Here is a 17,051-nt window from a genome sequence, read left to right as displayed (position 1 = left end):
GCGCCGAGCGAAATTGCAAGGACCGCAGCATGTTCAGCTCTTGGGCCTAGTACGAAGGGGGTGCGAGTCGATTCGAAGGAGCGGCCTGATCGTTGCCGCAGCGCGTTGGCGTCCCGGTTCGCGCTTCCGTATCCGCGACGTAGTGAACGTCCGCTTGTGAAGCATCGACCATCGACTGCCCGCTGGGCGCCCCCCATGCTTTCGGTCGCCCGCGAGCGTGGTCCGTGTGGCCCTGCGAGAAACATTCTCCCACTTCGTTGGCGCGTTCGACTCCTTTCGTCGGGCGCCTGGGTGACCTACCCACGGCGCGCTGATGGTCGTATGAACAGTAATAACGGTACCAGGTTCCGAAAAGATTTGGTGACCCAGCTCTCAACTGATTCCTGGACGCGGGTCGGTATGCTCGATTCACCATGACGAACCGCGGCAATGCACGAGGGCGTCCTCGTCGAAGTTCACGACTCGAGATTGAGCAGCGTGCAATCGAGTTGTTCCTGCGGGACGGCTATTCGAGTACCAGCATCGAGGCGATCGCAGTCGCCTGCGGCATCAGCAAGACGACCTATTTTCGCTATTACGGGTCCAAGTCCGAACTGGTCTGGTGGGTCTTCGACGAGTACATCCGCGCCACGGAGGATGCCCTGAACTCGGCGGACCTCCAACTTCCGGTAATGGCAGCGATCCGTCAGGCCGTGATGGAAGCCACCGGCGGGGTAGCTGATGACGAGGGCACCTGGATGAGGCGGTTCGAGCTACTCGACACCACTCCGGAGTTGAAAGACGGCGAAGCTGCCCACTGGCAAGCATGGGGGGAGGCAATCAGTCGCTATGTAGCCGCGAGAACAGGCTTGCGTGCAATCGACGTCGTGCCCTCTGCTGTCGGCGGCGCTTTGCAAGCGGCGTATCTCGCCGGCTTCCGGGAGAGTTCGGCAACTGGCGAGTCGTCCACACAAACACTGGCGCGGCTCGATGCGACGTTTGCACTGATCAGCCAGCCTCTGCAGGCCTGCATTGATCTCGAGCAAGCCCGCCCGGCACAAGTGGGGTAGGCGACCCCTTGTTGGGTCTACTACTGGACCGCAGGAAATCGAGGGCTCGGACGGAGTCGCCCCGCATTTGCGCATTCAACACCATAGTTGACACCCGGCTTTAGGTGGTCGTTCACCGCGCTGCCTGGCGGTGAGAAGTGCGCGTCATCGAACGCCAGATCTCGAGAACGGGCGGCTGAGTCGAGCGATTCTCGTAATTCGAAGTGCACGGGAATCTACGCGCGCGGGGCGGATTCGAATATGCAGATCTTCGTGGCGCGGATCTGCGCGACGCGAATCTGACCGAAGCGGACCTTAGCGGTGCAGACCTGAGTGGCGCCGACTTGACCGGCGCCCAACTCGGTGGAACGGGCCTCGCCGAGATCAATTCGAAGAGCACAGGCTGAGAGTCCTCACAAAAGGTTCGAGTAGGCGCGGGGGCTCCGTCCCTGACCGAGGAAGCTACGGTCCCACCACAGCCGACGCGTGGCTGTCAGGACGCCCGGACGAGTTCGGCACGCATCTGGGTGAACAGAAACAACCCTGGGCGTCGGGAGATCTGCTCGTACTCGCGTGCGACGTCGTCCATGAACGCGGGGACGGCGGCGTCGTCGAGGTGTGAGGTCCAGTCGGTGGATCCGACGGTGCACCACCGCACGAATTCTTCCCGGGAACCGAAGTCCCATTCGACGTCCCGCACGACGAGGTCGGTGGTGTCGAGTCCTGCTGTCTTCGCGAGTCCGCGGAATGTCGCGGGCTCGACGTGGATGTACGGCGCCGTGAAGTCGGTGAAGAACTCCGCCCAGCGTGGGCGCGCCGAGATGGTCATCATCACGTCTTCGACGCTGGTCCGTCGACCGGCGCACACCATCTGGACGATCACCCGGCCACCGCCCACCACGCTGCGGGCGATCGCGGCCAACGCCACCTGCAGGTCGGGAACCCAGTGCAGCGCGTTGAACGACACCGCGACGTCGAACTCGCCGTCGAACGGAAGGTCGCGAGCGTCCGCGCTGCGGAACTCGGCGCGGGCCCCGTCCGGCACCGCCCTCGATTCTGCCTTCGCGATCATCCGCGGGGAGGCGTCCACTCCGACCACCGCACCGCCGGGGAGTCGCTCGGCGATCCGGAGCGTGACGAACCCATCGCCGCACCCCACGTCCAGCACCCGTTCAGTGCCGGCGAGGTCGAGATCGGCGATCGACTGCTCCGCGACGGCACGCTGCAATGCGCCGACGTCGGCGTAGCCTTCACCGTCCCAGTCGACCACGACGGCCTGCGGTTTTCTCAGGCTCCCTGGTGGTGCGGGCTCGAGTGCGCGCCGCCCCCGGATCGCGCGATGGACGCGCGGACGCGGGCCGTGGCCTGCCAGATCTGGGTGCTGTCGTGCACGCTGATAACCGTAATGCCCTGTTCACGGGCATTTTGAATCGCCTGCGCGTCCTGGGGCGAGCCCACTCCGTCGAGGACGTCCTCGGTGACAATCGCGCAGAGCGCGGGGCCGTCCAGCTTCCGGACAGGCTCGAGTCCGTGGACGACCATCCACTGCTTGACCATCGCCCAGTGCGACACCTCTTTGTACCGGGTGGGGTTTCCGATGAAGAGAACCCGACGGGAGCGGCGGGCGCGAGCGATATCGATGTGCGTGACGGTAGCCATGGCGGAGGGTTCCTGTCCGTTGCGGGATTCCGTACTGTCAATCCCCACTCGCACCGGTTTCGTTACGCCCCCGCCCCAGGAAGTTCGACGATCCCGCATACGTGAGTGCGAAAGAGTGCTCGAACACGCTTTGCCACTCACGTATGCGGGGCCGTCAGCTCCCGAACGGGCTGCCCGACGAGCCTCCGCCGCCCGGCCCGGACGTGTCGGTGACGGTGACGGTGGTGGGGTCCTCTGTGCCGTTGGTCAGCGGCGGAGCGGTGCCCCACTGCTCGAAAGACGGAATGCTCGAGCAGGACCATTGCACCGTGTACTCGCCGGGCTCGACGGTGGCCCGCAGTTCGCCGTCGTCGCCCCCCATCACCACGGTAGGCCCGGCGATGGCGGCGGGAACGGTTCCGTCGCCGGGGAGGGTGTTCAGCACACACACCACGGCGCCAGGGACGTCGTACGCGACGTCCATGACTATCGCGTTGCCCTCGACGGCGATATTTACGGAGAGGTCTTCGGGTGCCGCGGATGCCGTGGGTGCGGCGAGTAGACCCACGCCGGTGACTGCGGCGGCAATTCCTACGGTTCGTGCGATCGTGACCTTCATCGGTGCATCCTTCCGGACTGCTCGGTTGCCGGTTTTGAATACGAGCCAGGAGCCACCCGGGAGTATCGCACCTCCAACCCCGATCCGCTGGGACGCGAAAGGTGGAACACTGCTGGTCTGGGAGTTCTCAGCGTGTCGATCCGGCACCCGGTGATAGAAGGAGACGGCGAAGTGCTCGGACGGAAGAACTACACGCAGGACGAGATCGACCACGCCGAGGCGTCCGTCGCGGAGCAACTCGCCGCGTACACGTCGCTGACGGGAGCGATCGCGGGCGAGGTCACGGGCAAGAAGGTCTTCGCCGCACTGGAGGACTTCGAGCCCCTGTTCTTCGGCAACATGATCCTCGCGCTGGACCGCTACTTCGTCCACCGGGTGCGGGCGGTGACGGGCAAGGACGCGAACCCGCTCAACGAAGTCGAGATCATTGCCGACTCGTTGATGAACAACGGCGGCGTCCTGCGCGGCATCAACGTCCTCGCGTACGTTCCCGCCAAGTCCGTTCTGAAGCTCGAGATCGGCGACCGGATCCGGGTGAGCGCCGACGACTTCACACGTTTGTCGGCAGCGTTCTTCGCGGAGCTGCGGTCGCGGTTCCTGGAATGAGCGTCTGGTTCACGTCCGACCTACACCTTCGGCACGCCCGACTGGTGGAGATCCGGGGCTTCGACGCGGAGATCGACGCGCACGACGAATCCATTCTCGACGCGATGGGCGCCGCCGTCGGGAGCGGGGATCAACTGTGGATACTCGGCGACATCACCGTCGGAGGTAAGGCCGCCGAGGACTGGGCGCTCCGCGCGCTGGACGAGTTCGCGCGGACACGGAACGTCGAACTGCATCTGATCCCCGGCAATCACGACTCGTGCCACCCGATGGCGAACCGCAACAGCCACCTCAGGCAGCGGGTCTTCCTGGACACATTCGCGTCGGTGCAGCTGTTCGCGCGACGGAAGGTCGCCGGCCGCACGGTGCTGCTGTCCCACTTCCCGTACACCGGCGACCACACCGATGAGGACCGGGGCGTGAAGTACCGCCTGCAGGACGGGGGAGACTGGTTGCTGCACGGGCACACTCACCAATCCGCCGTGCTGGACCCCGCCGTTCATCCGCGGCAGATCCACGTCGGCTGGGACAGCTGGCGCAGACCCGTCCACGTCGACGAGATCGCGGAGATCATCGAATCCGACTCGCCGTCTCGGTGAGCGGTGTGGCTTCGGCGCGATAGGTGCGCGGTGCCGATCCGTGCGTGGCCTTGAACAGCCGGGAGAAGTGGGCGGCGTCGGCGAAACCCCAGCGGGCACCGATGGCCGAGACGGGCAGTTCGCGGTACCGGGGGTCGGCGAGATCCCGACGGCACTGCTCGAGGCGGCGGCGCCGAATCCATCCGCTGACCGTGTCGCCCTCGGCCTCGAACATCTTCTGCAGGTGTCGCACCGAGATGTGATGGGCGGTCGCGATCGACTGCAGATCCAGTTCCCGGTCGGCGAGCCGCTCGTCGATGAACGCGGTGACCCGGGCCTGCAGTTCGTCCCCGCGCGACCGCGGAATCAGCCCGTCGGCGAGGTGGAGTTGCTCCGCGAACGCCGCCGCGACGAGGTCGAGGACGGCATCGCCGAGATGCAGCGCGACGGTGGGGGAGGCGTCGGCGATCTGCTCGCCGAGCCCGCGCAACAGGGGCGTGACGACGGCGCCGAGCCCCTGCCTGCCCGACACCCGGCGCGCGGTGAGCTGCGCGATGCCGTCGGGCGGAACGCGCAGGAGGTTCCGGGGGAACATCACGACCAGCATCCGGAACCGGTCGTCGAACGACAGCTGATACGGACGGGTCGTGTCGTAGATCGCGAAGTCGCCCGGGGTGAGCGCAGCTTCCCGACCGTCCTGGGCGAGGACGCAGCAGCCGCCCACCTGCAGTCCGAGCTTGAAGTAGTCCGGGTTGGCGGCGCGGATCGTCCGCGGCGTGCGCCGAATGACGTGCGGGGCGGCCGTGACCTCACTGATCCGGACCGCCCCGACCGTCGCGCCGCGCACCACGCCGCGGAAGTCGTCGTGGTCCGCCGACGTCATCTCGAGGGGGACGAACGCGTCGCTCACCGACTCGCGGAACTCGTCGAACGACACAAGACGCTGTTCCCCGGGACGGATGAGACTGCTCACGGCCATCACCTGCTCGACACGGCTAGCTGCGTTTGACGGCTTCGCGGGCGGCGGTGCCCGACGCCATCTTCTCCAGCAACCCGATCAGGACGACCCGTTCCGACGGTGTCAGCGTCTCGGTCCACGTCTGCTCGCGCTTGTTGTGCGCCGTGTACGTGCTGACGATGGCCTCGCGCCCGGCGTCCGTCAGTTCGAGATCGACGGCCCGCCGGTCGCCGGCGGACGGTCGCCGAGTCACGAGCCCGTCGCGCTCGAGCGTGTTCACCAGGGCCGACACCGCAGACCTGCTCATCCCCGACAGCGACGCCACCCGCTTGGCCTCGCACGGTCCGGCGAGCCACAACACGAACAGCACCCGGAACCCCGGCCAACTCCACCCGCTCGGCCGGTGGACCGTCGCCTCGAGGTCGTAGACGAGGGCGCTCGTCACCCGGTGCAGAGCGAGAACCAGCCGCATCGACACCGGATCGACCTCGGGCAACTCGTCCACGGTCTTGCCCACCGCGAAGTCCATGAAGGACAGGAAGTCCAAAGTGCTCTGGTCGGTCGTTTCCTCGGGCATGGGTTCAGAGTAGCGCCGAAACGGACATGGTCAAAGCCTTGATCAACCTGCACCCGTGAGTACTTACTAACGTCGGGCGGTTAACAAGCACTCACAGGCCGCGGGCGGCAGTACCGGCGTCGACGGGCAGGACGATGCCGCTGATGTGCGCGCTGCCCTCGGCGCCGAGGAACAGCACGACGCGGGTGATCTCGGCGGCGTCCAGCCACGGCACGGGCTGGGCGTGCAGGCTGCGGAACACCGGTTCCACATCCTCCGCGGCGGGTGCCTCCAGATCGGGACGCATCATCCGGTAGAGGGCGTCGTTGTGGATCATCGGTGTCGAGATATTGCCCGGCGCAATCGCATTCACGGTGATGCCGTGCGGGGCGAGATCGAGTGCGGCGCTCTTGGTGAGCCCGATGACGCCCCACTTCGACGCCGCGTACGCCGCCATGTTGGTGCTTCCGGCGCGGCCCAGCATCGATGAGATGGTGACGATCCGGCCGTATCCCCGCCGGATCATGCCGGGTGCCACCGCCCCTACCGTGTTGAAGACGCCGGTGAGGTTGGACCCGATCGCCTCCGACCACTGTTCCTGCGTGAGCGACTGCACCGGGGCGGCCACGGAGACGCCGGCATTCGCGACCGCGATGTCGATCCGCCCGAACTCGGACTCCGCCTCCGCGACGAGTGCGTCCATCGCGGCCCGGTCGGCGGTGTCCGCCTTGGCGGTGAGGCACCGGCGGCCGGCGGCGCGCACCAGTTCGGCGGTCTCGTCGAGGTCGGCGGCGGTGGCCAGGGGATAGTTCACCGCCGCGCTGTCCTCGCAGCGGTCGCACAGCACGATGTCTGCCCCGCGTTCCGCCAGCGCGACGGCGTGGCTGCGCCCCTGGCCGCGGGCGCCGCCGGTGATCAGGGCGACTCGCCCCTGGAAGTCGTTCATCGTCTTCTCTCCTGTCCGGGCGGATCAGCGCAGCTTGATGCTGCCGCCGTCCGCCATCAGTGTCTGGCCGGTCATGTATCGGGAATCGTCGGACGCGAGGAACACGGCGACGGGCGCGATGTCGGTCTCGGGGTCGCCGATGCGCTGCAGTGGAACCTTCGCGACGGACGCGGCGGCGCGGTCGGGGAACTGTTCCTGCCAGGCGAGGACGCCCTCGGTCGCGGCGAACGGGCAGATCACGTTGACCCGGATCTGATCGGCCGCCCATTCGTTGGCCGCCACCCGGCTCACCCCGCGAATCGCTTCCTTCGCGGCGGCGTAGGACGTCTGGGTGGGCATCCCGTCGAGTCCGGACCCGGACGCGAAGTTGATCACCGAACCCTTCGCCGCCTTCAACTGCTCGTAACAGGCCTGCATCAGGTGCACCACCGGATAGAACCCGGTCTGGAACGAGAGGTCGAACATCTCCTGGGTGTGGTCGATCAGCGACGCCTGACGCGACGCGTGGGCGTTGTTGACCAGCACGTCCACCGATCCGAACGCTGCGACGGCGGCGTCCCGGATCTGCTCGGCGGACTCGCGCCGGGAAATGTCGGCGTTCAGGAAACGGGCGGCCGGTCCGAGTTCCAGCTCGAGTTCCCGGCCGTGTTTGTCGTCGATGTCGACGAATAAGACGTTCGCGCCCTCGCGGACGAACACCGTCGTGACGGCCCGTCCGATGCCGCCGGCGCCGCCGGTCACGATCGCCGTCTTACCCTGCAGCCTCATCGTGCGCTCCTTCTGTGATCGCGGTTCAGGCACCGGCGAGGTCGCCGGTCGCGAGCGCGGCCTTCTCCAGTTCGGCGACGCTGAACGCCGCGTAGTTCTCGTACGGTCCGCGACCGGCGAAGTACGGTGTGAGGAGGCCGTCGAGCTCCTCGGGTGAGAATGCGGAACCCGCTGCGTCGAAGCGGTTCTCGACCTTCGGTGCCTCCATGAGCGCGACCATCTTGCCGTAGACGACGAACACCTGCCCGGTGATCTCGTCGGCGGCGGGGGAGGCCAGGTAGTGGACGAGGGTGGCGACCCGTTCGGGGGACAGCGGGTCGAGGTCCGCGTCGCCCGGGTTCGCGCCGAATGCGCCGGCGGTCATGGCCGTCCTGGCGCGCGGGCAGATCGCGTTGGCCCGGACCCCGTAGCGGGACAGGCCCTGCGCCGTCGACAGTGTGAGTGCGGTGATTCCGGCCTTCGCGGCCGAGTAGTTGGGCTGTCCCGCCGATCCGAACAGGAACGCCTCCGACGACGTGTTGACGACCCGCCCGTACACCGGACCGCCGGCGGCCTTGCTCGCCTCGCGCCAGTGCACGGCCGCGGCGCGGGACGTGGCGGCGTGGCCCTTGAGGTGGACGCGGATGACGTCGTCCCAGTCGGATTCGGTGAGGTTGAAAATCATCTTGTCGCGCAGGATTCCGGCGTTGTTGACGAGGATGTCCATCGATCCGAACGCGCGGACGGCCTCGTCGACGAGGCGTGCGCCCAGCGCCCAGTCGGAGACGTCACCGGTGACGGCGACGGCCCGGCCGCCGGCCGCCGTGATCTCCGAGGCGACCTCGTGTGCACCGTCGCCCATGTCGTTGACGACGACCGCGGCTCCGGCGGCCGCGAGTGCGAGGGCTTCGGCCCGGCCGAGGCCTGCGCCTGCGCCGGTGACGACGGCGGTGCGTCCGGTGAGGCTGAGTGATTCCGTCATGGGAACTCCTGATCCGCGAAGAGAAAATTAGATTTCATTCTAGTTGTATCGCATGAACTACTGATCAGTCACTATCTTGGCGCAATAACGTGAAGGAATGTTTTCTACTATTCGCGCCGATTCGCGTCGCCGGGCACCGGCTGCGGGCAGGTCCCGGTGAGTGGGAATTGTGGTCGGCGTCACTGGGCGCCGTGCCAGGTTGGGCGTGCTGATCCACTCGAATCCCCCGGAGCCACATATGCATAACATGCCCCTGTCCCCAGGTGAGGCGGAGCGCGCACCGCTCTCACGCGGGAAGTCGTTCGCCCTCCTGGCCCTGATCATCCTGCTGGTCGAGGTCATCCCGCTCGCCTACAACTTCGTCACCCCGGCGCTGCCGGAGATCGCGAAACACTTCGGCACCGCGAACGTCGGCTGGGTGATCACGATCGTCACGCTCGTGCTCGCCGCCTCGACTCCGCTCGTCGGCAAACTCGGCGACATCTACGGCAAGAAGCGGATGATGCTCGTGTCGGCCGCGGTATTCGGCGCCGGATCGCTCCTCGGTGCGCTGGCCCCCACATTCGAGCTGTTCCTCGTGGGCCGCGGCCTCCAGGGTGCGGGCATGGCGATCCTCGTGCTCGCCTACGGGCTGATCCGCGACATCCTGCCGCCGTCGATCATTCCCGTGGCGGTGGGATTCGTCGCCACGGGCATGGGCGCCAGCACCATCCTCGGCCCGATCATCGGCGGCTATCTCATCGATCACTTCGGCTACACCGGCGTGTTCTGGGCGCAACTTGTCCACGTGGCGGTCGTCGGCATCGCGGTCGCGGTCTTCGTGCCGGAGACCACCCTGCGTACCCGGTCGAAGCTCGACGTGCTCGGTGCGGTCATCCTCGGACTCGGCGCCTTCGTGCTGCTGTTCGGCATCGGCAAGGCCGCGACCTGGGGATACACGGATCCGCAGACAATTCTGTGCGTGGGCGGCGGTCTTGCCATTCTCGCCGCCTGGCTGGTCTACGAACGCACGCCGAAGGAACCGCTCATCGACCTGCAGATGCTCCGGCACGGCCCCGTCGCGAAAACCCTGGCGGCCAGCGGTTTCGTCCAGTTCGTCCTCGTGAGCCATTCGATGCTCATCCCGATGTTCGTGATGACCGATCCCGGCCTCGGTCTCGGCTACGGATTCGGTGTCACCGCCCTCGCCGTGGCCGTCTACACCGTCCCCACCGGCATCGTGTCGATGATCGCCGGTCCCGTCGGCGGGTACTTCACCCGGCGCATCGGCCCCGCGCCGGTTCTGGTGTTCGGCGGCGCCGCGCTGTCGCTCGGGTCGGTCCTGCTCGCCACCCTGCACGATTCGACCGCACAGATGATGTTCGGGCAGTTGGTGATCGGCCTCGGGCTCGGCTCCGCGACGGCGACGTTGCCGAACCTCATCATGCGCACCGTGCCCGCGCAGACGCAGGGGATCGCCGGCGGGATGCTGAACCTGTCGGGCTCGCTGGGCAGTGCGATCGGCAGCCAGATGATGATCGCCATCGTCGCGATCCCCGGCGTCGTGCTGGTGGGCCGCGCCGCGCAGTACTCGGAGAAGGGATTCGTCTACGCATTCTTCGCGCTGGCGGTCTCCGGTCTGCTGGCCGCGGTGATGGGACTTCTCCTCACCCGCAACAAGATCGAGCGCCCGGCCGCCGCGGCCGCACCCAAGTCGGAGATGGTCGCCTGACCGTCGCCCCCCGCACGAGGACGAGGCCCGCAGCACCTGCGGGCCTCGTTTCGGTGCAGCCGAAGCCGTGCTCAGTCGCGTACCCCCGCGGCCAGCAGGGTGCGCGCCTCCTCGCGACCGTCGAGGAGGCGATTGATCCGGCGGGTCACCTTCCATTCGCCGTCGATCTTGGCGAGCTCCCACCGGTTTGCGGTGATCCGGTGGACCCGGAACCCGGCGTCGTCGTGAATGATCAACTGCGACTTGCACGTCGCCACCGCGGTGTCGCCGTCGACGCGTACGTGCCCGGGCTCGAGCATGTGCGCGCAGCCTCCGCCGATCCAGCCCTGATGTGCCTGCGACTGCACCATCGCCGTGATGGCCGCATGCCCGCGCATCACCCCGGTGTCGACGTCGTACACGCCGTCCTCGGTCCACAGACGCGCGACGGCGTCGGCCGAGCCGCTGTCGATGGCGGGGCCGTAGGCGGTCATCAGTTCGAGGATGGCGAGCTTGTCCTCGAGCGTGGTGACGCGTTCGGCGAGAGTGCGGACGAGTTCTTCGGTGCCGGTCATGGGCGGATCCTGTCTTCGGTCGTGGTGCGGAAGGAGAGGCCGAGGGTGTCGCCCAGCTGCCGGAGGGCCTCCAGTTGCTCGCAGTAGTGGGCTGCGCTGGTGGACGCGAGGGTGGCGCTGACGACGGTGGTGCCGGCCTCGCGACGTTTTTCGAGGGAGCGCGCCACGGCGTCGGGGGAGCCGATCGGATCGAGCGGTGCGCCTGCGCTGAGGACCACCTCGAAATTCGCGGGGACGTCGACCCGGGCGAGGAGCGCGCACAACTCGTCGAGCGGCAGACCGAACGGCACCCAGCCGTCGCCGAGCGTCGTCGCGCGGCGCAGGGACCGCAGTGTCCGTCCCCCGATCCACAGCGGGACTCGCGGCTGGACGGCGTGCGGTTCGACGACGACGCCGTCGAAGTCGTAGAACGGGCCGTGGTACTCGGGCCGGGATTGCGAGAGGGACGCACGCAGCGCGGCGAGGGCGTCGTCGGCGCGGGCGCCCCGGTCGTCGAAACGCGCGCCGAGCAGGTCGAATTCCTCGCGCAGGCTGCCCACGCCCAGCCCCAGTACGAGCCGGCCGCCGCTGACGACGTCGAGCGTGCCGTAGCGCTTGGCGATCTCGAGGGGGTGGTGATAGCCGAGCACGAGAACCTGCGTGGCGAGGCGGATGGCCGTCGTGTGGGCGGCGAGGAAGCCGAGGGTCGCGAGCGGGTCCCAGTAGGTGCCGCCGCGGTCCACGGCGACGTCGGTGGGGACGGCGACGTGCTCGCTGCAGGTGAGGTGGTGGTAGCCGAGGCGGTCGGCGGTCCGGGCGATCGCGGTCAACTCCGCGATGCCGGCGCTGCGTTCCCAGTTCGCGCGGACGGCGGGGTGCGCGATGACGATGGGCGGCGCGATTCCTATGTGCATCAGTTCGTAACTCCGCTCTCGGGGTCGTCTGTCGTCACCGTTGTAGTGGAGGCGCCCCGTGGGGTGCGCGGGCATTCCCGGTGACCGGACGCGGCGGTTGTCCGATTCCTTCCCCGCGGCGGGCGCGGCTGTTATTATTTTAAGAATTCATTTCAGTTTTTGTCGGGCGCATGCGTGTGACCAGGATATTTGGAGGCGTCGATGACTGTCGTCGATTCGGATGATGCACTGTCGGTACCCGCTGCGAAGAAGGATCTGCCGCCGTCGATGGTGGAACGGATGACGCTGATCCTCGACGCGTTCGACGGCCGGACGTCGCGCCTGACGCTCGAAGAGGTGGCGTGCCGCACCCGGCTGCCGCGGTCCACCGTGCACCGCATCCTCGACCAGCTGGTCCGTCTCGACTGGGTCGACCACGCCAGCTTCGGCTACTGCCTCGGGCGGCGGGCGATGGGGCTCGGCGGCGGCGACAACGGGCACAGCCAGGTCCGGGCCGCGGCGGCCCCGCTGCTGCACGAGCTGCACATGCAGACCGGGATGGTGGTGCACCTGGCCGTGCTGGACGGCGCGGAGAGCGTGTACCTGGACAAGGTCGGCGGGCGGATGGCCGCGAGCCTGCCGTCCCGCGTGGGCGGGCGCGTGCCCGCCTACACGACGGCGGGCGGCAAGGCGATGCTCGCGTGGGTCGACCCGGAGCAGGTGGACGGCATGTACGGGCCGCGGCTCACCCGGAGCACGGACCGCACGATCACCGAACTGTCCACGCTGCATCAGGAGCTCAACCGGATCCGGCAGCGCCGCGGACTCGCCTTCGAGCGCGGGGAGGCGGTGCGCGGAATCGGGTGCGTCGGAGTCGCGGTCCGCAGTGCCGACGGGCCGGTGGCCGGCATCTCGCTGTGCGGAGACGCGCGCACCGTCCAACTCGAGCGCGTCGCCCCGCTCGTCGTCGACGCCGCCCGGGAGGTCACCCGGACGCTGCACCCCGAACTGGGAACGCCCCGTCGCGGCCGCCGGACCCCGGAGATCCCCGACAGCTCGTGGTCGACCGAGACCCTCGACCAGCTCCTCGCGGTGCAGTCGGGTCAGTGGCTCTAGTTCCTGTGAGTGGTTGACGAGTCCCTGGACTCGTTACGCGCGCACGGGCAGCGGAGCGGCACCGAGACCGAAACCGCCCCGGAAGAACACCATCGGGCGCTCCTCGCAGACCGATTCGAGTTCCCGGACGCGTCCGATCACGACGTCGTGATCGCCGGCGGTGTGCACCGACTGCACGTCCGCGTGCACGCGGACGAGGACCCCGGGCAGCGACGGCGTCGACCACCGCGACGGCTCCCACGCGAGCCCGTCGAACTTGGCACCCCGGCTCGAACCGAACCGGGCACAGAGGTCCGTCTGGTCCTCGCGCAGCACGTTGATCGTGAACCGCCCCGACCGCCGGATGCGCGGCCACGCCCGCCCGCGGTGATCGGCGCAGAACAGGATCAGCGGCGGCTCCAGCGACACCGACGCGAACGACTGGCACGTGAAGCCCACCGGGCCCTCCGCGTCGAGCCCCGTCACGACCGTCACGCCGCTGGCGAATTGTCCGAGGGCCCGGCGCATCTCGTCCGGTGACGGTGCGTCCGGGTGTGCCGCGGTTTTGCTTCCGGCCGGTTCGGTTGCCATCAGACCGCCTCCGATTGCTCTGCGTCGCCGACCGTTTCGGCGATCGACCCCGAGGCTAGGGGCGCCCCCGAGGTGTCACGAGATGCCGTCTCGGTCAGTGGAAGTCCCCGCCCCGACCGTGCCCGGGCGGGGCGGTGTCTCGCTGACCGGGATCGCTCCTGTCCGAGCCGGGAACACGCTGGCAACGTGATCGACCATGACGACTGACTCGAGTTACGAGGGCACCCTGAAGGAGCTGAAGACCGACCTCGGCGTGCTTCGCTACCACGAGGCCGGCGACGGCCCGCCGCTTCTGCTGCTGCACGGCTCCGGCCCCGGCGTGACGGGGTGGCGCAACTTCCGCGGCAACCTCGGCGTCTTCGCCGAGCACTTCCGCACCTTCATCCTGGAGTTCCCGGGATTCGGGGTCAGCGACGACTTCGGCGGTCACCCGATGCTCACCGCGGGCGACGCGGTGCTCCGCTTCCTCGACGGGCTCGGACTCGACGAGGTGGCGGTGCTCGGAAACTCGATGGGCGGCATCGTCGGCACCCAGTTCGCCATCGCACACCCCGAGCGGGTCGCCAAGTTGATCACCATCGGCGGCATCGGCAGGAACCTCTTCAGCCCCGGTCCCGGCGAGGGCATCAACCTCCTGATGGAATTCACGGACGACCCGACCCGGGAACGACTGATCGCGTGGCTGCACTCGATGGTGTTCGACCCCGCCATGGTCACCGAGGAACTGATCGAGGAACGCTGGACGCAGGCCACCGACCCCGAGACCCTCGCCAGCGCCCGCAAGATGTACAGCAAGGCCGCGTTCGAGGCCGGCGCCAAGGCGGCACTCGAGTCCGACGCGACCCCGTACTGGGCCCAACTGCACAAGGTGACGGCGCCGACGCTGCTCACGTGGGGTCGCGACGACCGGGTCAGCCCGCTGGACATGGCGATCATCCCGATGCGGTCGATCCCGCGGGCGGAACTGCACGTGTTCCCGAACTGCGGGCACTGGGCGATGATCGAGCAGAAGACGGCGTTCGAGAGTGCCGTCCTCGCCTTCCTCCTCCGCAAGGACGGCAGCGGACGATGAGCGGCACCGCAGAAAACTTCGACACCACAGTCGATTTCCTCGTCGTCGGCAGCGGTGGCGGCGGCATGGCCGCGGCGATCACCGCGGCCCACCGCGGGATCGACACCCTCGTCATCGACAAGGGCGCGACGTTCGGCGGATCCACCGCCATCTCCGGCGGCGGCATCTGGATACCCAACGCCCCGACGCTGCGCGCGAAGGGCGTCGTCGACTCCCGCGAGTCGATCCGCCGCTACCTCGACATCATCACCGAGGGCACCGTCGCCGCCGACCGCCTCGACGCGTTCGTCGACAAGGGTCCCGAGCTGATGGAACTCCTCGACCGCAGCCCGCACATGAAGCTGTACTGGGTGAAGGGCTACTCCGACTACCACCCGGAATACGAGGGCGGACGGCCGCTCGGACGCACCATCGAATGCATGCCCTTCGACACCCGGGCGCTGAAGGAGGACGAGCAGTTCCAGCGTCCCAACAGCATGAAAGGTCCGCTGGGCCTGTGGGTCACGTCCAAGGACTACCACGACCTCGCCATGGTCAAGCGCACCTGGAAGGGCCGCAAGGCGTCGCTGGTGGCGGCGTGGCGGGTGGCGTCCAACGTGGTCCGTCGACGCCACATGGCGACCGGTGGACGCGCACTGGTGGCGCGGATGCGGATGGTCCTCAAGGACGCCGGGGTGCCGCTGTGGCTGAAGACGTCGATGACGGAACTGATCGTCGACGGCACCGGAGCGGTCGTGGGGGTTCTCGCCGAGCGCGACGGACAGACGGTCCGGATCGGCGCCCGCCGCGGCGTGCTGCTCGCCACCGGTGGGTTCGACCACAACCAGGACATGCGAGCCAAGTACCTGCCCAGGCACGGCGTTCCGGACGTCAGCGCCGGCGCGCGGGAGAACACCGGCGACGGCATCGCCGCCGGTCAGAAGCTCGGCGCGGCGGTCGGCCTCATGGACGACGCCTGGTGGATGCCGTCGGTGCTGCACCCGATGGGCGCCGTGATCCCGCTCGTGTCGGAGCGGTGCATTCCACCGTCGGTCATCGTGAACGGCCGCGGTGAACGCTTCACCAACGAGTCGTCGCCGTACGTGAACTTCGTCCACGACCAACTCGACGGCGGACACGTCCCGGCGTGGTTCGTGATGGACAACAAGGCGAAGTCGCGGTACCCGTTCGCGCAGGTGCTGCCGGGTGTGCCGTTCCCGCAGGGGTTCTACGACTCCGGCGTCGTGCACAAGGCCGACACGCTGCGCGACCTGGCGGAGAAGATCGGGGTCAAAGCGGACACCCTCGTCGCGACCGTCGACCGGTTCAACGGTTTCGCCCGCACCGGTACGGACGAGGACTTCGGCCGTGGTGACAGCGCCTACGACCGGTACTACGGCGACCCGACGATGACGAACCCGTGCCTCGACGAGATCACGCAGGGGCCGTTCTACGCGATCCGCTGCGAGGCCGGCGACCTGGGCACGAAGGGTGGACTCGTCACCGACGCCGACGCCCGGGTGCTCCGCGAGGACGGTTCCGTCATCGACGGCCTGTACGCCACCGGCAACACGTCGGCGTCGGTGATGGGCAACGAATACGCCGGTGCCGGCGCGACCATCGGTCCCGCCATGGTGTTCGGCTACATCGCCGCGCAGCACGCCGCCCAGGTGAGTGGCAAAGAGTCCCGGAACACACGACAGCACTCACGTGCGGGGGAGGTGGCCTGATGCTGAGCGACGCGCAGCGACTGTCCGCCGCCCACCTCCTGCGGAACGCCGAACGCGACCGTGCGCCCGTCGACCCGCTCACCACCGTGTTCCCGGGCATCGACGTCGTCGACGCCTACGAGATCGCGCTGCTGAACATCCGGGAGCGGCTGGCGGCGGGGGAGACGGTATACGGCCACAAGGTCGGGCTGTCGTCCGAGGTCATGCAGAAGATGATGGGCGTCGACGAGCCCGACTACGGACACCTGCTGTCGAGCATGGTGTACGCCGAGGGGACGCCGATCGACACCGCGCAGTTCTGCTACCCGCGCATCGAGGTGGAGATCGGCTACGTCCTCGGCGAGACACTGCCGGGGGAGGGGTGCACCGAGGCGGATGTGCTCGCGGCCACCGAATACATCGTTCCCAGTATCGAATTGATCGACTCCCGCATCACGGACTGGAAGATCGGGCTCGCCGACACGATCGCCGACAACGCGTCGTCGGCCGGCGTGATCCTCGGCGCCGGACGCGTGGAACCGGCGCAGGTCGACATCGGCGCAATCTCCGCGGTGCTCTTCCAGAGCGAGAAGGAGATCGCGCGGGGCGAGGCGTCGGCGGTGCTCGGCAACCCCACGAAGGCCGTGGCCTGGCTGGCGCGGAAGGTCGCGAGCTTCGGGGTGCGGCTCGAGGCCGGGCACGTGATCCTGCCCGGGTCGTGCACCCGCGCGATCGACGCCCGCCCCGGCGACGTGTTCCGCGCCGACTTCAGTGACATCGGTTCCGTATCAGTAGAATTCAAGTAAGGCG

The 17,051-nt window shown here is 68.0% G+C and carries 20 protein-coding genes; 9 read left to right on the top strand and 11 right to left on the bottom strand.

Features of this window, described 5'->3' with window-relative positions:
• Positions 1–413 precede the first annotated feature (413 nt).
• Together JWS13_RS12280 and JWS13_RS45980 are read left to right on the top strand one after the other, a co-directional pair.
• Positions 414–1,049 carry an acyl-CoA-like ligand-binding transcription factor gene (locus tag JWS13_RS12280; protein ID WP_206005769.1) on the top strand — a complete coding sequence of 212 codons (636 nt, stop codon included), beginning with the start codon at positions 414–416 and terminating at the stop codon, positions 1,047–1,049.
• A 203-nt stretch (positions 1,050–1,252) separates the two neighbouring features.
• On the top strand, positions 1,253–1,435 hold the full coding sequence (locus JWS13_RS45980; RefSeq protein WP_206005768.1) for a pentapeptide repeat-containing protein: 183 nt from the start codon (positions 1,253–1,255) through the stop codon (positions 1,433–1,435).
• 86 nt (positions 1,436–1,521) lie between these two features.
• On the opposite strand, the gene JWS13_RS12270 is transcribed toward JWS13_RS45980, so the two are convergent.
• The 3 genes from JWS13_RS12270 to JWS13_RS12260 all read right to left on the bottom strand — a co-directional run bounded on the left by JWS13_RS12270 (position 1,522) and on the right by JWS13_RS12260 (position 3,285).
• A complete protein-coding gene (locus JWS13_RS12270) occupies positions 1,522–2,298 on the bottom strand; it encodes a class I SAM-dependent methyltransferase (protein ID WP_206005767.1) in 777 nt (258 codons plus the stop codon).
• A gap of 17 nt (positions 2,299–2,315) precedes the next feature.
• A complete protein-coding gene (locus JWS13_RS12265) occupies positions 2,316–2,687 on the bottom strand; it encodes a hypothetical protein (RefSeq protein WP_087560264.1) in 372 nt (123 codons plus the stop codon).
• 154 nt (positions 2,688–2,841) lie between these two features.
• Positions 2,842–3,285: a hypothetical protein gene (locus JWS13_RS12260; RefSeq protein ID WP_206005766.1), complete on the bottom strand. Its 444-nt coding sequence runs from the start codon at positions 3,283–3,285 to the stop codon at positions 2,842–2,844.
• A gap of 171 nt (positions 3,286–3,456) precedes the next feature.
• On the opposite strand from JWS13_RS12260, the gene JWS13_RS12255 reads away from it, so the two are divergent.
• Both JWS13_RS12255 and JWS13_RS12250 read left to right on the top strand, forming a co-directional pair.
• On the top strand, positions 3,457–3,891 hold the full coding sequence (locus JWS13_RS12255) for a hypothetical protein (protein WP_124389507.1): 435 nt from the start codon (positions 3,457–3,459) through the stop codon (positions 3,889–3,891).
• Complete coding sequence (locus JWS13_RS12250; RefSeq protein ID WP_206005765.1) at positions 3,888–4,490, top strand: metallophosphoesterase; 603 nt, start codon at positions 3,888–3,890, stop codon at positions 4,488–4,490. The genes JWS13_RS12255 and JWS13_RS12250 overlap by 4 nt, the downstream gene beginning before the upstream one ends.
• Here JWS13_RS12250 and JWS13_RS12245 read toward each other — a convergent pair.
• The 5 genes from JWS13_RS12245 to JWS13_RS12225 form a co-directional block, all read right to left on the bottom strand.
• Complete coding sequence (locus JWS13_RS12245) at positions 4,462–5,448, bottom strand: AraC-like ligand-binding domain-containing protein (RefSeq protein WP_206005764.1); 987 nt, start codon at positions 5,446–5,448, stop codon at positions 4,462–4,464. The genes JWS13_RS12250 and JWS13_RS12245 overlap by 29 nt on opposite strands.
• Positions 5,449–5,464: 16 nt before the next feature.
• Positions 5,465–6,004: a MarR family winged helix-turn-helix transcriptional regulator gene (locus tag JWS13_RS12240; RefSeq protein WP_206005763.1), complete on the bottom strand. Its 540-nt coding sequence runs from the start codon at positions 6,002–6,004 to the stop codon at positions 5,465–5,467.
• Positions 6,005–6,095: 91 nt separating this feature from the next.
• Positions 6,096–6,929: a mycofactocin-coupled SDR family oxidoreductase gene (locus JWS13_RS12235; protein WP_206005762.1), complete on the bottom strand. Its 834-nt coding sequence runs from the start codon at positions 6,927–6,929 to the stop codon at positions 6,096–6,098.
• A gap of 24 nt (positions 6,930–6,953) precedes the next feature.
• Complete coding sequence (locus tag JWS13_RS12230; protein ID WP_206005761.1) at positions 6,954–7,697, bottom strand: SDR family NAD(P)-dependent oxidoreductase; 744 nt, start codon at positions 7,695–7,697, stop codon at positions 6,954–6,956.
• Between the two features lie 25 nt (positions 7,698–7,722).
• The gene (locus JWS13_RS12225) at positions 7,723–8,658 is read right to left on the bottom strand and encodes a 3-oxoacyl-ACP reductase (RefSeq protein WP_206005760.1); all 936 of its coding nucleotides are present in this window, start codon (positions 8,656–8,658) and stop codon (positions 7,723–7,725) included.
• 247 nt (positions 8,659–8,905) lie between these two features.
• Here JWS13_RS12225 and JWS13_RS12220 point away from each other — a divergent pair, with 247 nt between their 5' ends.
• Positions 8,906–10,369, top strand: coding sequence for an MFS transporter (locus JWS13_RS12220; protein ID WP_206005759.1), 1,464 nt, complete (start codon positions 8,906–8,908; stop codon positions 10,367–10,369).
• Positions 10,370–10,440: 71 nt separating this feature from the next.
• Here the strand turns inward: JWS13_RS12220 and JWS13_RS12215 are convergent, their stop codons facing one another.
• Together JWS13_RS12215 and JWS13_RS12210 are read right to left on the bottom strand one after the other, a co-directional pair.
• Positions 10,441–10,923, bottom strand: coding sequence for a nuclear transport factor 2 family protein (locus tag JWS13_RS12215; protein ID WP_206005758.1), 483 nt, complete (start codon positions 10,921–10,923; stop codon positions 10,441–10,443).
• A complete protein-coding gene (locus JWS13_RS12210) occupies positions 10,920–11,816 on the bottom strand; it encodes an LLM class F420-dependent oxidoreductase (RefSeq protein WP_206005757.1) in 897 nt (298 codons plus the stop codon). Before JWS13_RS12210 ends, JWS13_RS12215 begins: the two co-directional genes overlap by 4 nt.
• Positions 11,817–12,017: 201 nt before the next feature.
• Between JWS13_RS12210 and JWS13_RS12205 the strand changes: the two genes are divergently transcribed.
• Positions 12,018–12,911, top strand: coding sequence for an IclR family transcriptional regulator (locus JWS13_RS12205; protein ID WP_087560217.1), 894 nt, complete (start codon positions 12,018–12,020; stop codon positions 12,909–12,911).
• Positions 12,912–12,944: 33 nt separating this feature from the next.
• On the opposite strand, the gene JWS13_RS12200 is transcribed toward JWS13_RS12205, so the two are convergent.
• Positions 12,945–13,481 (bottom strand): flavin reductase family protein, encoded by a 537-nt coding sequence (locus JWS13_RS12200; protein WP_206005756.1) that lies wholly within the window; start codon positions 13,479–13,481, stop codon positions 12,945–12,947.
• A gap of 196 nt (positions 13,482–13,677) precedes the next feature.
• Between JWS13_RS12200 and JWS13_RS12195 the strand changes: the two genes are divergently transcribed.
• From JWS13_RS12195 to JWS13_RS12185, 3 genes are read left to right on the top strand one after another with little or no spacing between them, the layout of a single operon-like run.
• Positions 13,678–14,553 carry an alpha/beta fold hydrolase gene (locus JWS13_RS12195; protein ID WP_206005755.1) on the top strand — a complete coding sequence of 292 codons (876 nt, stop codon included), beginning with the start codon at positions 13,678–13,680 and terminating at the stop codon, positions 14,551–14,553.
• Positions 14,550–16,262, top strand: coding sequence for an FAD-binding protein (locus tag JWS13_RS12190; protein WP_206005754.1), 1,713 nt, complete (start codon positions 14,550–14,552; stop codon positions 16,260–16,262). Before JWS13_RS12195 ends, JWS13_RS12190 begins: the two co-directional genes overlap by 4 nt.
• The gene (locus tag JWS13_RS12185) at positions 16,262–17,047 is read left to right on the top strand and encodes a 2-keto-4-pentenoate hydratase (protein ID WP_206005753.1); all 786 of its coding nucleotides are present in this window, start codon (positions 16,262–16,264) and stop codon (positions 17,045–17,047) included. The genes JWS13_RS12190 and JWS13_RS12185 overlap by 1 nt, the downstream gene beginning before the upstream one ends.
• Positions 17,048–17,051: the final 4 nt, after the last annotated feature.

The sequence above is a fragment of the Rhodococcus pseudokoreensis genome (assembly GCF_017068395.1).
GTDB lineage: Bacteria > Actinomycetota > Actinomycetes > Mycobacteriales > Mycobacteriaceae > Rhodococcus_F > Rhodococcus_F pseudokoreensis.
Note: the sequence above shows the minus strand (reverse complement) of the source record. Positions and strands in the feature narration are given on the sequence as shown.

Coding starts and splice junctions, on each gene's coding strand:
- JWS13_RS12280 (WP_206005769.1), top strand. CDS start 414: ATGACGAACCGCGGCAATGCACGAGGGCGTCCTCGTCGAAGTTCACGA.
- JWS13_RS12265 (WP_087560264.1), bottom strand. CDS start 2,687: ATGGCTACCGTCACGCACATCGATATCGCTCGCGCCCGCCGCTCCCGT.
- JWS13_RS12260 (WP_206005766.1), bottom strand. CDS start 3,285: ATGAAGGTCACGATCGCACGAACCGTAGGAATTGCCGCCGCAGTCACC.
- JWS13_RS12250 (WP_206005765.1), top strand. CDS start 3,888: ATGAGCGTCTGGTTCACGTCCGACCTACACCTTCGGCACGCCCGACTG.
- JWS13_RS12245 (WP_206005764.1), bottom strand. CDS start 5,448: ATGGCCGTGAGCAGTCTCATCCGTCCCGGGGAACAGCGTCTTGTGTCG.
- JWS13_RS12240 (WP_206005763.1), bottom strand. CDS start 6,004: ATGCCCGAGGAAACGACCGACCAGAGCACTTTGGACTTCCTGTCCTTC.
- JWS13_RS12235 (WP_206005762.1), bottom strand. CDS start 6,929: ATGAACGACTTCCAGGGGCGAGTCGCCCTGATCACCGGCGGCGCCCGC.
- JWS13_RS12230 (WP_206005761.1), bottom strand. CDS start 7,697: ATGAGGCTGCAGGGTAAGACGGCGATCGTGACCGGCGGCGCCGGCGGC.
- JWS13_RS12225 (WP_206005760.1), bottom strand. CDS start 8,658: ATGACGGAATCACTCAGCCTCACCGGACGCACCGCCGTCGTCACCGGC.
- JWS13_RS12220 (WP_206005759.1), top strand. CDS start 8,906: ATGCCCCTGTCCCCAGGTGAGGCGGAGCGCGCACCGCTCTCACGCGGG.
- JWS13_RS12215 (WP_206005758.1), bottom strand. CDS start 10,923: ATGACCGGCACCGAAGAACTCGTCCGCACTCTCGCCGAACGCGTCACC.
- JWS13_RS12210 (WP_206005757.1), bottom strand. CDS start 11,816: ATGCACATAGGAATCGCGCCGCCCATCGTCATCGCGCACCCCGCCGTC.
- JWS13_RS12205 (WP_087560217.1), top strand. CDS start 12,018: ATGACTGTCGTCGATTCGGATGATGCACTGTCGGTACCCGCTGCGAAG.
- JWS13_RS12200 (WP_206005756.1), bottom strand. CDS start 13,481: ATGGCAACCGAACCGGCCGGAAGCAAAACCGCGGCACACCCGGACGCA.
- JWS13_RS12195 (WP_206005755.1), top strand. CDS start 13,678: ATGACGACTGACTCGAGTTACGAGGGCACCCTGAAGGAGCTGAAGACC.
- JWS13_RS12190 (WP_206005754.1), top strand. CDS start 14,550: ATGAGCGGCACCGCAGAAAACTTCGACACCACAGTCGATTTCCTCGTC.
- JWS13_RS12185 (WP_206005753.1), top strand. CDS start 16,262: ATGCTGAGCGACGCGCAGCGACTGTCCGCCGCCCACCTCCTGCGGAAC.